The organism is Streptomyces sp. S465, assembly GCF_026898115.1.
GTDB lineage: Bacteria > Actinomycetota > Actinomycetes > Streptomycetales > Streptomycetaceae > Streptomyces > Streptomyces luomodiensis.
Window position 1 is genome coordinate 5,379,378 of record NZ_CP114036.1, and the last position, 13,072, is coordinate 5,392,449.

Genomic DNA, 13,072 nt, shown 5'->3' on the forward strand with positions numbered 1-13,072 from the left:
GCGGCCCCAGGGCGGGCGAGAGCACGCCACCGCGGGTGAAGCCGTGTGAAGGCGTGTGAAGCCCGTCCGAGCCCCTTACGGCCCACGCACGCCCGTCGGCCCCGGCCCCACACCGGGGCGGCCACCCCCAGGACCCCAGGGGGCGCCCCCGTACTCTTGAGCGCGTGCAGGAACTCCACGACGCCCCCCTCGCGCCCCTCACCACCTTCCGCCTCGGCGGCCCGGCCAACCGGCTGATCACGGCCACCACCGACGACGAGGTCATCGCCGCGGTCCGGGAGGCCGACGCGGCCGGCACCCCGCTGCTGGTGATCGGCGGCGGCAGCAACCTGGTCATCGCCGACAAGGGCTTCGACGGCACCGCCCTGCACATCGCGACCAGCGGCTGCACCCTCGACGGCACCCGCCTGGAGCTCGCCGCGGGCGAGAACTGGTCGGACGCCGTGGCCCGTACGGTCCGGGCGGGGCTCGCGGGGATCGAATGCCTCGCCGGAATCCCCGGTTCAGCCGGGGCGACGCCGATACAGAACGTCGGTGCCTACGGCCAGGAGGTCGCCGCCACGATCACCGAGGTGATCGCCTACGACCGCCGCGCCGACCAGGTCGTCACGATCCCCAACGCCGACTGCGCCTTCTCCTACCGCCACAGCCGCTTCAAGGCCGACCCCGACCGCCATGTGGTGCTCCGGGTCCGCTTCGAACTGGAGGACGCCGGCGGACTCTCCGCACCCGTCCGGTACGCCGAGACCGCGCGGGTCCTCGGCGTCGAGGTGGGGGACCGGGTGCCGGCCGCCGTCGCCCGCGAGACCGTCCTGGGGCTGCGCGCGGGCAAGGGCATGGTGCTCGACCCCGAGGACCACGACACCTGGTCCGCGGGGTCGTTCTTCACCAACCCGGTGCTCACCGAGGACGCCTACGCCGCCTTCCTCGCCCGCGCCGCCGAACGCCTGGGCCCGGACATCGCGCCGCCCGCCTTCCCGGCGGGCGACGGTCTGATCAAGACCTCCGCGGCCTGGCTGATCGACAAGGCGGGCTTCACCAAGGGCTACGGCACCGGCCCGGCCCGCATCTCCACCAAGCACACGCTCGCCCTCACCAACCGGGGCGAGGCCACGACCGAGGACCTGCTGGCCCTGGCCCGCGAGGTGGTGGCCGGCGTCGAGGACGCCTTCGGGGTGACCCTCGTCAACGAGCCGGTGACGGTCGGCGTCAGCCTCTGAGACACAGGGGCGAACCATCACGTGACGGTTTGCCCTCCGTCCGCCAGCCAGTCATCGATCCCCGTCAGCAGCCGCTGCCTGACCTCCTCCGGCGCGGCCGAACCACGCACCGACTGCCGCGCCAGCTCGGCCAGCTCGGCGTCGGTGAAGCCGTGGTGCTTGCGCGCCAGCTCGTACTGCGCCGCCAGCCGTGAGCCGAACAGCAGCGGGTCGTCCGCCCCGAGCGCCATCGGCACCCCCGCGTCGTACAGCGTGCGCAGCGGGACGTCCTCCGGCTTCTCGTAGACCCCGAGCGCCACGTTCGACGCCGGGCAGACCTCGCAGGTCACCTGGCGCTCGGCGAGCCGGGCGAGCAGCCGCGGGTCCTCCGCCGCGCGCACCCCGTGGCCGACCCGGACCGCGCCGAGGTCGTCCAGGCAGTCCCGCACGCTGCTGGGGCCCGACAGCTCACCGCCGTGCGGCGCCGCCAGCAGCCCGCCGTCCCGGGCGATGGCGAAGGCCCGGTCGAAGTCGCGGGCGAAGCCGCGCCGCTCGTCGTTGGACAGGCCGAAGCCGACGACCCCGCGGTCCGCGTAGCGCACCGCGAGCCGGGCGAGGGTGCGCGCCTCCAGGGGGTGCTTCATGCGGTTCGCGGCGACCAGCACCCTGATCCCCAGACCGGTGTCCGCCGAGGCGCTCTCGACCGCGTCCAGGATGATCTCCATGGCCGGAATCAGCCCGCCCAGGCGCGGGGCGTACGAGGTGGGGTCGACCTGGATCTCCAGCCACTGGGCCCCGTCCCGCACGTCCTCCTGGGCGGCCTCGCGCACCAGCCGCCGGATGTCGTCGGCGTCTCGCAGACAGGACCGCGCGATGTCGTACAGCCGCTGGAAGCGGAACCAGCCGCGCTCATCGGTGGCGCGCAGCTTCGGCGGCTCGCCGCCGCTCAGTGCCTCGGGCAGGTGGACGCCGTACTTGTCGGCGAGTTCGAGGAGGGTGCCGGGGCGCATGGAGCCGGTGAAGTGAAGATGCAGATGCGCTTTGGGGAGCAGATGTACATCGCGTGCCATCTGCAGATACTGCCGTACGACCGGACCCGCCGGTACCGCTTTCCCCGAACGGGGGGTGTGCCCATGAGGAACGGGCCGGACCCGCCCCGCGGGTTCCGGCCCGTTCCTCCGTGCGCTCTCAACCGCACGCGGCGGGGTGCGCGGCTTACGCGCGCGCCTCGCCCAGCAGCTTCTGCAGCCGGGAGACGCCCTCGGTGAGGTCCTCGTCGCCCAGCGCGTAGGACAGCCGCAGATAGCCCGGGGTGCCGAACGCCTCACCCGGCACCACCGCGACCTCGGCCTCCTCCAGGATCAGCTCCGCCAGCTCGACGCTGGTCCGCGGCCGCTTGCCGCGGATCTCCTTGCCGAGCAGCCCCTTGACCGACGGGTAGGCGTAGAACGCGCCCTCCGGCTCCGGGCACTCGACGCCGTCGATCTCGTTCAGCATCCGCACGATGGTGCGGCGGCGGCGGTCGAACGCCTCACGCATCGCGGCCACGGCGTCCAGGTCGCCCGACACGGCGGCCAGCGCGGCGACCTGAGCGACATTGCTCACATTCGAGGTGGCGTGCGACTGGAGGTTGGTCGCGGCCTTGATGACGTCCTTGGGGCCGATCACCCAGCCCACCCGCCAGCCGGTCATCGCGTACGTCTTGGCGACGCCGTTGACCACGACGCACTTGTCGCGCAGCTCGGGCACCACGACCGGCAGCGAGTGGAACTGGGCGTCGCCGTAGACCAGGTGCTCGTAGATCTCGTCGGTGAGCACCCACAGCCCGTGCTCGGCGGCCCAGCGGCCGATCTCCTCGATCTGCGCACGGCTGTAGACCGCGCCGGTGGGGTTCGAGGGGGAGACGAAGAGCAGCACCTTGGTGTTCTTGGTGCGGGCCGCCTCCAGCTGCTCGACGGAGACGCGGTAGCCGGTCGTCTCGTCGGCGACGACCTCCACCGGGACACCGCCGGCCAGCCGGATCGACTCCGGGTAGGTGGTCCAGTAGGGCGCCGGGACGATGACCTCGTCGCCCGGGTCGAGGATCGCGGCGAACGCCTCGTAGATCGCCTGCTTGCCGCCGTTGGTCACCAGGACCTGGGCCGCCTCGACCTCGTACCCGCTGTCGCGCAGCGTCTTCGCGGCGATCGCCGCCTTGAGCTCGGGCAGCCCGCCGGCCGGGGTGTAGCGGTGGTACTTCGGGTCGCGGCAGGCCGCCACCGCGGCCTCGACGACGTAGTCGGGCGTGGGGAAGTCGGGCTCACCGGCGCCGAAGCCGATCACCGGACGGCCCGCGGCCTTGAGGGCCTTGGCCTTGGCGTCGACGGCGAGGGTCGCGGACTCGGAGATCGAGCCGATCCGGGCCGACACCCGCCGGTCGGTCGGGGACTGTACTGGGGGAGTAGCAGCGGTCATAAATGCATCGTCGCAGACGGGCGAAATGGGTGGCACACGGGTTTGCGGAGACTTCGCGCGCTTCTCGTTCGACGCCTGGCCGTCAAGCACGTACACTCATCCGTCGTTGGCCGATCAACAGCCGCATCCGACCGCACACTCCGTGCAGCCGGGTGTATGCGGTAGGTTGGGAGTGCCGCAAAGGGTCGTAGCTCAATTGGTAGAGCACTGGTCTCCAAAACCAGCGGTTGGGGGTTCAAGTCCCTCCGGCCCTGCTACACGCACGTTGATCAGGGTGCGTGCATGCGTACGCAAGGACAAGCACCGCAGTGCGGCCGGGCCGGACGCGGCACGGCCACGACCCGGATTCAGGTGAGGACGAGTGACGGAAGCCCTTGGCTCCACCGCGACGCCTGAGAGCGGTCGTCCCGAGGACGAAGTGGCGACCAAGCGGGGTCGTCGTGGTGGTAAGCGCGCCAAGAAGGGGCCTTTCGGCCGGCTCGCGCTTTTCTACCGCCAGATCATCGCTGAGCTGCGGAAGGTCGTCTGGCCCACGCGCGGTCAGCTGTCGACGTACACCAGTGTGGTGATCGTCTTCGTCGTGATCATGATCGGCATCGTGACCGTGATTGACTATGGGTTCAACAACGCCATCAAGTACGTCTTTGGCTGAGACCCCCGCGAAAGGCGGCCGCTGTCCCGGCGTCGCCTCTTTCGCACGTTCCACCCCTTTGAAGCCAGGAAGAAGCAGCCACAGTGTCTGACCCGAACCTGAACGACGCCGCCGAGCCCGTCGAGTCCCGTGAGGACGAGCTCGACATCGTCGAGGCGGCGGACTCCGACCAGGCTGAAGCAGCCGACGCCGAGGCGGGCGCGCCGGCCGAGGAGGCGGCGGTCCACGTCGAGGACGAGGACACCGCCGAGGCCGATGAGGCCCCCGCGGCGGAAGCGGACGACGCGGTCGAGGCCGAGGTCGACCCGGTCGAGGCGCTCCGCGAGGAGCTGCGCGGGCTGCCCGGCGAGTGGTACGTGATCCACACCTACGCGGGCTACGAGAAGCGCGTGAAGGCCAACCTGGAGCAGCGTGCCGTCTCGCTGAACGTCGAGGACTTCATCTACCAGGCCGAGGTCCCCGAAGAAGAGATCGTCCAGATCAAGAACGGCGAGCGCAAGAACGTCCGGCAGAACAAGCTGCCCGGCTATGTGCTCGTCCGCATGGACCTGACGAACGAGTCGTGGGGTGTGGTCCGGAACACCCCGGGCGTCACCGGCTTCGTGGGCAACGCGTACGACCCGTACCCGCTGACCCTGGACGAGATCGTCAAGATGCTCGCCCCCGAGGCCGAGGAGAAGGCGGCCAAGGCCGCCGCCGAGGAGAGCGGCGTGCCGGCGCCGAGCCGCAAGGTCGAGGTCCAGGTGCTGGACTTCGAGGTCGGCGACTCGGTCACGGTCACCGACGGCCCGTTCGCGACCCTTCAGGCGACGATCAACGAGATCAACGCCGACTCGAAGAAGGTCAAGGGCCTTGTGGAGATCTTCGGTCGCGAGACCCCGGTCGAGCTGAGCTTCGACCAGATCCAGAAGAACTGAGACCTTCCACGAGACTTCCGAACAGGTCAGACGGGCTTTCGCGGCCGGTCTGACCTGCTCGGTTTTAAGGCGCACAGCTATACCCGTTATCGTTGTGCGGTATGCCTCCATCCGGATGATCCGGTTCGGGGGCGAACAACCTCTCACTAGGACCCGGAGAGAGCATGCCTCCCAAGAAGAAGAAGGTCACGGGGCTGATCAAGCTCCAGATCCAGGCCGGCGCCGCGAACCCGGCCCCGCCGGTCGGCCCCGCGCTGGGTCAGCACGGCGTCAACATCATGGAGTTCTGCAAGGCCTACAACGCCGCGACCGAGTCGCAGCGTGGCATGGTCGTGCCGGTGGAGATCACGGTCTACGAGGACCGCTCCTTCACCTTCGTGACCAAGACCCCGCCGGCCGCCAAGCTGATCCTCAAGGCCGCGGGCGTGGAGAAGGGCTCCGGCGAGCCGCACAAGACCAAGGTCGCCAAGATCAGCCGCGACCAGGTGCGTGAGATCGCCACCACCAAGATGCCCGACCTGAACGCCAACGACCTGGACGCCGCCGAGAAGATCATCGCCGGCACCGCCCGTTCCATGGGCATCACGGTCGAGGGCTGACACCTCCACCGCGAGGGCCGTAAGCCCCCGCAGTCACGTGTGGCAGGGCCAAGCGCTGGCCCGGACCACGAACTCCACAGACATCAGGAGCCACAGTGAGCAAGCGCAGCAAGACCCTCCGCGCTGCGGACGCCAAGATCGACCGGGAGCGCGCCTACGCCCCGCTCGAGGCCGTCCGTCTCGCGAAGGACACCTCCACGAGCAAGTTCGACGCGACCGTCGAGGTCGCCATGCGCCTGGGCGTCGACCCGCGCAAGGCCGACCAGATGGTCCGCGGCACCGTGAACCTGCCGCACGGCACCGGTAAGACCGCCCGGGTCCTGGTCTTCGCGACCGGTGACCGTGCTGCGGCCGCGGAGGCCGCCGGCGCCGACATCGTCGGCTCCGACGAGCTCATCGACGAGGTGTCCAAGGGCCGTCTGGACTTCGACGCCGTCGTCGCCACCCCGGACCTCATGGGCAAGGTCGGCCGTCTGGGCCGGGTGCTCGGTCCGCGTGGTCTGATGCCGAACCCGAAGACCGGCACCGTCACCCCGGACGTGGCCAAGGCCGTCACGGACATCAAGGGCGGCAAGATCGAGTTCCGCGTCGACAAGCACGCCAACCTGCACTTCATCATCGGCAAGGTCTCGTTCGACGAGGCGCAGCTGGTGGAGAACTACGCCGCGGCGCTCGAGGAGATCAACCGTCTCAAGCCGTCCGCCGCGAAGGGCCGCTACATCAAGAAGGCGACCCTGACCACCACGATGGGCCCCGGCATCCCGCTGGACGCCAACCGCACCCGCAACCTGCTGGTCGAGGAAGAGGCCGTCTGAGGCCACCCCTGAACCAGCGCACCACGGTGTGCAACCGCCGGGCCCCCGGATCTCGTCGAAGATCCGGGGGCCCGGCGCGTTCCGTTGTCCGCCCCCTCCGCTAAAGTTCGATCTACACGTAAAAGAGAAATAAAAACTAGGGGGAACCGTGCGCGGTACTCATGTCGGTGTGCGCTGGGCCATAGCTGCCGGAAGTGTCGTTCTGATGGTCGGCCTCACCGCGTGCGGGAGCGAGAAGTCCGGTGACGACAAGGCGAGCGACAAGACGAGCGACAAGAGCGGCCAGTCCGGTATGAGCCCGCTGGCGGCGCTCAAGCTGGCCTCGCAGCAGACGGACAAGAAGAACTCGGCCAAGGTCGAGGGCACCACCAAGATGGGCGAGCAGAACTCGCAGATGTCCGGCTCGATGGACTGGGCCAACGGCATCCGGGCCAACATGTCCATCACCCAGAGCGGTGGCGCGGTCGCCTCCTCCCCGATCGAGGGCAAGCCGATGGACGCCCGCTACACGCCGGACGCGATGTACCTGAACATGGGCGACGAGTTCGCCGCGCAGGCGGGCGGCGGCAAGCACTGGGTGAAGTACGACTACGACGTGCTGGCCGAGAAGGCGGGCCCCTCGGGCGCCTTCCTGAAGGACCAGATGCAGAACAACAACCCGTCGCGCTCGGTGGAGCTGCTGCTGGCCACCGGCAAGGTCAAGAGCGTGGGCACCGAGGACGTGAAGGGCGTCAAGGCCACGCACTACACGGGCACGGTCAACGTCTCCGAGATCGCCAAGATGCAGTCCAAGGAGCTGAGCCAGTCGGACCTGGACGCCCTGCAGAAGCAGCTGGAGTCCTCCGGTATGGACACCGAGACCATCGACCTGTGGGTCGACGACCAGAACCTGCTGGTCAAGAAGCGTGAGCAGGCGGAGAGCAACAACGGCGCCTATGACTCCACGGTCTACTACACGGACTACGGCACCTCCGTGACGGTTGAGGAGCCGTCCTCCTCGGACACCGTGGACTTCCAGGACATGCTCCAGCAGTAGCGCCGATTTGCCTGGCCGCGGCCCGTTCGCGTACGCTCCTACAGAAGCCAAAGACCGCTGGTTGTCGCCGCATTCCCGAACGGGGATCCGGTGGCTGAAGGATCCGCTAGCTGCGGGCGACCTGCGTAGGTGACTGTGGTTGCACTCCCGAACGGGCCGTGGGTCCGTGCCGGTCGAGTTACGCCCCGAGCGCCTGCGCCGGGGCGTTTTCGCGTTGTCTCAGTCTCCTTCCTTCAGGCCGAAGCGGTCCTCATCACCCGGAAGGAGGCCGAGGCTCATGGCGAGTCCTGACAAGGTCGCAGCCGTCGACGAGATGCGGGAGAAGTTCCGCAGCTCCAACGCGGCTGTCGTGACCGCGTACACCGGTCTCACCGTGGCGCAGCTCAAGGAGCTGCGCCGTTCGCTCGGTGAGAACGCTCAGTACCGTGTGGTGAAGAACACGCTGACCAAGATCGCGGCCAACGAGGCCGGGATCAACCAGCTCGACGACCTGTTCTCGGGTTCGTCGGCCGTCGCCTTCGTGACCGGTGACCCGGTCGAGGCGGCGAAGGGTCTCCGTGACTTCGCCAAGGAGAACCCCGCTCTCGTCATCAAGGGCGGTGTCCTTGAGGGCAAGGCGCTGTCCGCCGACGAGATCAAGAAGCTCGCGGACCTCGAGTCCCGTGAGGTGCTGCTCGCCAAGCTGGCGGGTGCGATGAAGGCCAAGCAGTCCCAGGCTGCCGCGCTCTTCCAGGCCCCGCTGTCCAAGCTCGTCCGGACCGCCGAGGCGCTCCGGCAGAAGCAGGCCGAGCAGGGCGGTGCCGAATCCCCGGCTCCCGCCGAGGCCGAGGCCGTCGAGTAGTCAGGCCCCGGTCGCAGCGGGCCCGGAAGCCCGCCGACATGTACATCCGGCACCACCTGCCGAATTAGTGGAAGGACCGCCATCATGGCGAAGCTCAGCCAGGAAGACCTGCTCGCGCAGTTCGAGGAGATGACCCTCATCGAGCTCTCCGAGTTCGTGAAGGCGTTCGAGGAGAAGTTCGACGTCACCGCCGCCGCCCCGGCCGCCGTCGTCGCCGCCGCTCCGGGTGCCCCGGGCGCCGCTGCCCCGGCCGAGGAGGAGAAGGACGAGTTCGACGTCATCCTCACCGGCGCCGGCGACAAGAAGATCCAGGTCATCAAGGTCGTGCGTGAGCTGACCTCCCTGGGTCTGAAGGAGGCCAAGGACCTCGTCGACGGCACCCCGAAGCCGGTCCTCGAGAAGGTCAACAAGGAGCAGGCCGACAAGGCCGCCGAGTCCCTCAAGGGCGCCGGCGCCTCCGTCGAGGTCAAGTGATCTGTCGGCCCGCCGTCACACGCCGATAGCGCGCGGCGGCGCGGCCGGTTCACGCCAGGGGCGATCACCCGTTCGGGTGGTCGCCCTTCGGTGCTTCCGGGAGGGCTACATTGCCTTACGGGCTTGTGGAGGTATGGTGATCTTCGTTGCCCGTCGCCACGCCCTGTGACGATCTCGCCGGAGTGGGGGGCCTTGACGAACGGCACGCAGCGCGCAATTCTCAGGACGCGACGTCACATCGATCCGGAAGTCCGAGGCATGGATCGTCGGCGAAGTGGGCAGTATCGATATGCGCATCGAGCGCGTGGACTGCCGTCAGGGCGGGTGAAGACAACGAGGGGCGCGCCCCCTCACCGGAGGGAGAGATTGGCGCTGCCGGTCTCAGAAACTCGGCGCTGGACATCAGTGTGCCAAGTGGCTACACTGACCCTTTGCGCTGCCTGTTAGCTGCTCCCTGCCCGTCACCAGGGGCATGCCCACCTCCGAGCACTACCGATGGAAACACCCTGACCAGGGATTTCATCCATGAGCTCGCGGTGGGACCGGTACGCGCGTAGTGAGTCCGAGCCCTCGGAAGGACCCCCTCTTGGCCGCCTCGCGCAACGCCTCGACTGCCAATACGAACAATGGCGCCAGCACCGCCCCGCTGCGCATCTCCTTTGCGAAGATCAAGGAGCCTCTCGAGGTTCCGAACCTCCTCGCGCTGCAGACCGAGAGCTTCGATTGGCTGCTCGGCAATGCCGCGTGGAAGGCTCGCGTCGAGGCTGCGCTGGACAGCGGTCAGGACGTCCCCACCAAGTCCGGTCTGGAAGAGATCTTCGAGGAGATCTCCCCGATCGAGGACTTCTCCGGGTCGATGTCCCTGACTTTCCGTGATCACCGTTTCGAGCCGCCGAAGAACTCGATCGACGAGTGCAAGGAGCGCGACTTCACGTACGCGGCTCCGCTCTTCGTCACGGCCGAGTTCACCAACAACGAGACCGGCGAGATCAAGTCCCAGACGGTCTTCATGGGCGACTTCCCGCTCATGACCCCGAAGGGCACCTTCTGCATCAACGGCACCGAGCGTGTCGTCGTCTCGCAGCTGGTCCGGTCTCCCGGTGTCTACTTCGACTCCACCATCGACAAGACGTCCGACAAGGACATCTTCTCGGCCAAGATCATCCCGTCCCGGGGTGCCTGGCTGGAGATGGAGATCGACAAGCGCGACATGGTCGGTGTCCGCATCGACCGCAAGCGCAAGCAGTCCGTGACCGTCCTGCTCAAGGCGCTCGGCTGGACCACCGAGCAGATCCTCGAGGAGTTCGGCGAGTACGAGTCCATGCGCGCCACCCTGGAGAAGGACCACACCCAGGGCCAGGACGACGCGCTGCTCGACATCTACCGCAAGCTGCGTCCGGGCGAGCCGCCGACCCGTGAGGCCGCGCAGACGCTGCTGGAGAACCTCTACTTCAACCCCAAGCGCTACGACCTGGCCAAGGTCGGCCGCTACAAGGTCAACAAGAAGCTCGGTGCCGACCAGCCGCTGGACGCCGGCGTGCTGACCACCGAGGACGTCATCGCGACCATCAAGTACCTGGTCAAGCTGCACGCCGGCGAGACCGAGACGGTCAGCGAGAACGGCCAGACGATCGTGGTCGAGACCGATGACATCGACCACTTCGGCAACCGTCGTCTGCGCAACGTCGGCGAGCTCATCCAGAACCAGGTCCGTACCGGTCTGGCCCGTATGGAGCGCGTCGTCCGCGAGCGCATGACCACGCAGGACGTCGAGGCGATCACGCCGCAGACCCTGATCAACATCCGGCCGGTCGTCGCCTCCATCAAGGAGTTCTTCGGCACCAGCCAGCTGTCCCAGTTCATGGACCAGACCAACCCGCTGTCGGGTCTGACCCACAAGCGCCGTCTGTCGGCGCTGGGCCCGGGTGGTCTGAGCCGTGAGCGGGCGGGCTTCGAGGTCCGTGACGTGCACCCGTCCCACTACGGCCGGATGTGCCCGATCGAGACCCCGGAAGGTCCGAACATCGGTCTGATCGGTTCGCTCGCCTCCTACGGCCGGGTCAACGCGTTCGGCTTCGTGGAGACCCCGTACCGCAAGGTCGTCGACGGTGTGGTCACCGACCAGGTGGACTTCCTCACCGCCGACGAGGAGGACCGCTTCGTCATCGCCCAGGCGAACGCGCCGCTGGCCGAGGACAACACCTACGCCGAGAACCGCGTCCTGGTCCGCCGCCGTGGCGGTGAGGTCGACTACGTGCCCGGCTCCGAGGTCGACTACATGGACGTCTCGCCGCGCCAGATGGTGTCGGTCGCGACCGCCATGATCCCGTTCCTCGAGCACGACGACGCCAACCGCGCGCTCATGGGCTCGAACATGATGCGTCAGGCCGTGCCGCTGATCAAGGCGGAGTCGCCGCTGGTCGGTACCGGTATGGAGTACCGCTGCGCGGTCGACGCCGGCGATGTCATCAAGGCCGAGAAGGACGGTGTCGTCCAGGAGGTCTCCGCCGACTACGTGACGGTGGCCAACGACGACGGCACCTACACCACCTACCGGGTGGCCAAGTTCTCCCGCTCCAACCAGGGCACCTCCTTCAACCAGAAGGTCGTCGTGGACGAGGGCGCCCGGGTGATCGCCGGCCAGGTGCTGGCCGACGGCCCGTCCACCGAGGACGGCGAGATGGCGCTCGGCAAGAACCTGCTGGTGGCGTTCATGCCGTGGGAGGGCCACAACTACGAGGACGCGATCATCCTCAGCCAGCGTCTGGTGCAGGACGACGTCCTCTCCTCGATCCACATCGAGGAGCACGAGGTCGACGCCCGCGACACCAAGCTCGGCCCCGAGGAGATCACCCGGGACATCCCGAACGTCTCCGAGGAGGTCCTGGCCGACCTCGACGAGCGCGGCATCATCCGCATCGGCGCCGAGGTCCGTGACGGCGACATCCTCTGCGGCAAGGTCACCCCGAAGGGTGAGACCGAGCTGACGCCGGAGGAGCGCCTGCTGCGGGCGATCTTCGGTGAGAAGGCCCGTGAGGTCCGTGACACCTCGCTGAAGGTGCCGCACGGCGAGACCGGCAAGGTCATCGGCGTGCGCGTCTTCGACCGCGAGGAGGGCGACGAGCTGCCGCCGGGCGTGAACCAGCTGGTCCGCGTCTACGTGGCGCAGAAGCGCAAGATCACCGACGGTGACAAGCTCGCCGGCCGCCACGGCAACAAGGGCGTCATCTCCAAGATCCTGCCGGTCGAGGACATGCCGTTCCTGGAGGACGGCACCCCGGTCGACATCATCCTCAACCCCCTGGGCGTCCCGTCCCGAATGAACCCGGGACAGGTCCTGGAGATCCACCTCGGCTGGCTGGCCTCCCAGGGCTGGAAGGTCGAGGGCGACGAGGACTGGATGAAGCGGCTGAAGTCGATCGGCGCGGACGAGGTCCAGCCCGGCACCAACGTCGCCACCCCGGTCTTCGACGGCGCCCGTGAGGACGAGCTGGCCGGCCTGTTCGAGCACACCGTGCCGAACCGCGACGGTGAGCGCATGGTGCTGCCCTCGGGCAAGGCCCGGCTCTTCGACGGCCGCTCCGGCGAGCCGTTCCCGGACCCGATCTCCGTCGGCTACATGTACATCCTCAAGCTGCACCACCTGGTGGACGACAAGCTGCACGCCCGGTCCACCGGTCCGTACTCGATGATCACCCAGCAGCCGCTGGGTGGTAAGGCTCAGTTCGGTGGCCAGCGCTTCGGTGAGATGGAGGTGTGGGCGCTGGAGGCCTATGGCGCCGCGTACGCCCTCCAGGAGCTGCTGACCATCAAGTCCGACGATGTCACCGGCCGCGTGAAGGTCTACGAGGCCATCGTCAAGGGCGAGAACATCCCCGAGCCCGGCATCCCCGAGTCCTTCAAGGTGCTCATCAAGGAGATGCAGTCCCTGTGCCTCAACGTGGAGGTGCTGTCGTCCGACGGCATGTCCATCGAGATGCGCGACACCGACGAGGACGTCTTCCGCGCTGCGGAAGAGCTCGGTATCGACCTGTCCCGGCGCGAGCCGACCAGCGTCGAAGAGGTCTGACGGGTCTGGCCGGGGC

11 protein-coding genes and 1 tRNA gene are annotated in these 13,072 nt (G+C 68.2%); 10 read left to right on the forward strand and 2 right to left on the reverse strand.

Annotated elements, in window-relative coordinates; genetic code table 11:
• The first annotated feature begins 164 nt into the window (after window positions 1-164).
• On the forward strand, window positions 165-1,220 hold the full coding sequence (locus tag N6H00_RS22835) for a UDP-N-acetylmuramate dehydrogenase (RefSeq protein WP_268973687.1): 1,056 nt from the start codon (window positions 165-167) through the stop codon (window positions 1,218-1,220).
• A 17-nt stretch (window positions 1,221-1,237) separates the two neighbouring features.
• Here the strand turns inward: N6H00_RS22835 and N6H00_RS22840 are convergent, their stop codons facing one another.
• A complete protein-coding gene (locus tag N6H00_RS22840) occupies window positions 1,238-2,269 on the reverse strand; it encodes an adenosine deaminase (protein WP_268973688.1) in 1,032 nt (343 codons plus the stop codon).
• Between the two features lie 145 nt (window positions 2,270-2,414).
• Complete coding sequence (locus tag N6H00_RS22845) at window positions 2,415-3,653, reverse strand: pyridoxal phosphate-dependent aminotransferase (RefSeq protein WP_268973689.1); 1,239 nt, start codon at window positions 3,651-3,653, stop codon at window positions 2,415-2,417.
• 181 nt (window positions 3,654-3,834) lie between these two features.
• On the opposite strand from N6H00_RS22845, the gene N6H00_RS22850 reads away from it, so the two are divergent.
• The 9 genes from N6H00_RS22850 (at window position 3,835) to rpoB (ending at window position 13,056) form a co-directional block, all read left to right on the forward strand.
• Window positions 3,835-3,907 (forward strand) — tRNA-Trp (locus tag N6H00_RS22850).
• 107 nt (window positions 3,908-4,014) lie between these two features.
• Window positions 4,015-4,305 (forward strand): preprotein translocase subunit SecE, encoded by a 291-nt coding sequence (gene secE, locus N6H00_RS22855; protein ID WP_268973690.1) that lies wholly within the window; start codon window positions 4,015-4,017, stop codon window positions 4,303-4,305.
• A gap of 83 nt (window positions 4,306-4,388) precedes the next feature.
• A complete protein-coding gene (gene nusG / locus N6H00_RS22860; RefSeq protein WP_268973691.1) occupies window positions 4,389-5,222 on the forward strand; it encodes a transcription termination/antitermination protein NusG in 834 nt (277 codons plus the stop codon).
• A gap of 164 nt (window positions 5,223-5,386) precedes the next feature.
• Window positions 5,387-5,821 (forward strand): 50S ribosomal protein L11, encoded by a 435-nt coding sequence (gene rplK / locus N6H00_RS22865; RefSeq protein WP_044571693.1) that lies wholly within the window; start codon window positions 5,387-5,389, stop codon window positions 5,819-5,821.
• 95 nt (window positions 5,822-5,916) lie between these two features.
• On the forward strand, window positions 5,917-6,636 hold the full coding sequence (gene rplA / locus N6H00_RS22870) for a 50S ribosomal protein L1 (RefSeq protein WP_060951289.1): 720 nt from the start codon (window positions 5,917-5,919) through the stop codon (window positions 6,634-6,636).
• A gap of 205 nt (window positions 6,637-6,841) precedes the next feature.
• Window positions 6,842-7,672, forward strand: coding sequence for a hypothetical protein (locus tag N6H00_RS22875; protein WP_268973694.1), 831 nt, complete (start codon window positions 6,842-6,844; stop codon window positions 7,670-7,672).
• 277 nt (window positions 7,673-7,949) lie between these two features.
• The gene (gene rplJ, locus N6H00_RS22880; RefSeq protein ID WP_268973695.1) at window positions 7,950-8,513 is read left to right on the forward strand and encodes a 50S ribosomal protein L10; all 564 of its coding nucleotides are present in this window, start codon (window positions 7,950-7,952) and stop codon (window positions 8,511-8,513) included.
• 84 nt (window positions 8,514-8,597) lie between these two features.
• Entirely contained in the window at window positions 8,598-8,987 is a 390-nt protein-coding gene (rplL, locus tag N6H00_RS22885) for a 50S ribosomal protein L7/L12 (protein ID WP_030835056.1), read from the forward strand.
• A 586-nt stretch (window positions 8,988-9,573) separates the two neighbouring features.
• Window positions 9,574-13,056, forward strand: a complete 3,483-nt coding sequence (gene rpoB, locus N6H00_RS22890) for a DNA-directed RNA polymerase subunit beta (RefSeq protein ID WP_268973697.1) — start codon at window positions 9,574-9,576, stop codon at window positions 13,054-13,056.
• Window positions 13,057-13,072: the final 16 nt, after the last annotated feature.

Excerpts from the sequence above, each read along its gene's own strand:
- N6H00_RS22840 (WP_268973688.1), bottom strand. The coding sequence starts at position 2,269 with ATGGCACGCGATGTACATCTGCTCCCCAAAGCGCATCTGCATCTTCAC.
- N6H00_RS22845 (WP_268973689.1), bottom strand. The coding sequence starts at position 3,653 with ATGACCGCTGCTACTCCCCCAGTACAGTCCCCGACCGACCGGCGGGTG.
- rplK (WP_044571693.1), top strand. The coding sequence starts at position 5,387 with ATGCCTCCCAAGAAGAAGAAGGTCACGGGGCTGATCAAGCTCCAGATC.
- N6H00_RS22875 (WP_268973694.1), top strand. The coding sequence starts at position 6,842 with ATGGTCGGCCTCACCGCGTGCGGGAGCGAGAAGTCCGGTGACGACAAG.
- rplJ (WP_268973695.1), top strand. The coding sequence starts at position 7,950 with ATGGCGAGTCCTGACAAGGTCGCAGCCGTCGACGAGATGCGGGAGAAG.
- rplL (WP_030835056.1), top strand. The coding sequence starts at position 8,598 with ATGGCGAAGCTCAGCCAGGAAGACCTGCTCGCGCAGTTCGAGGAGATG.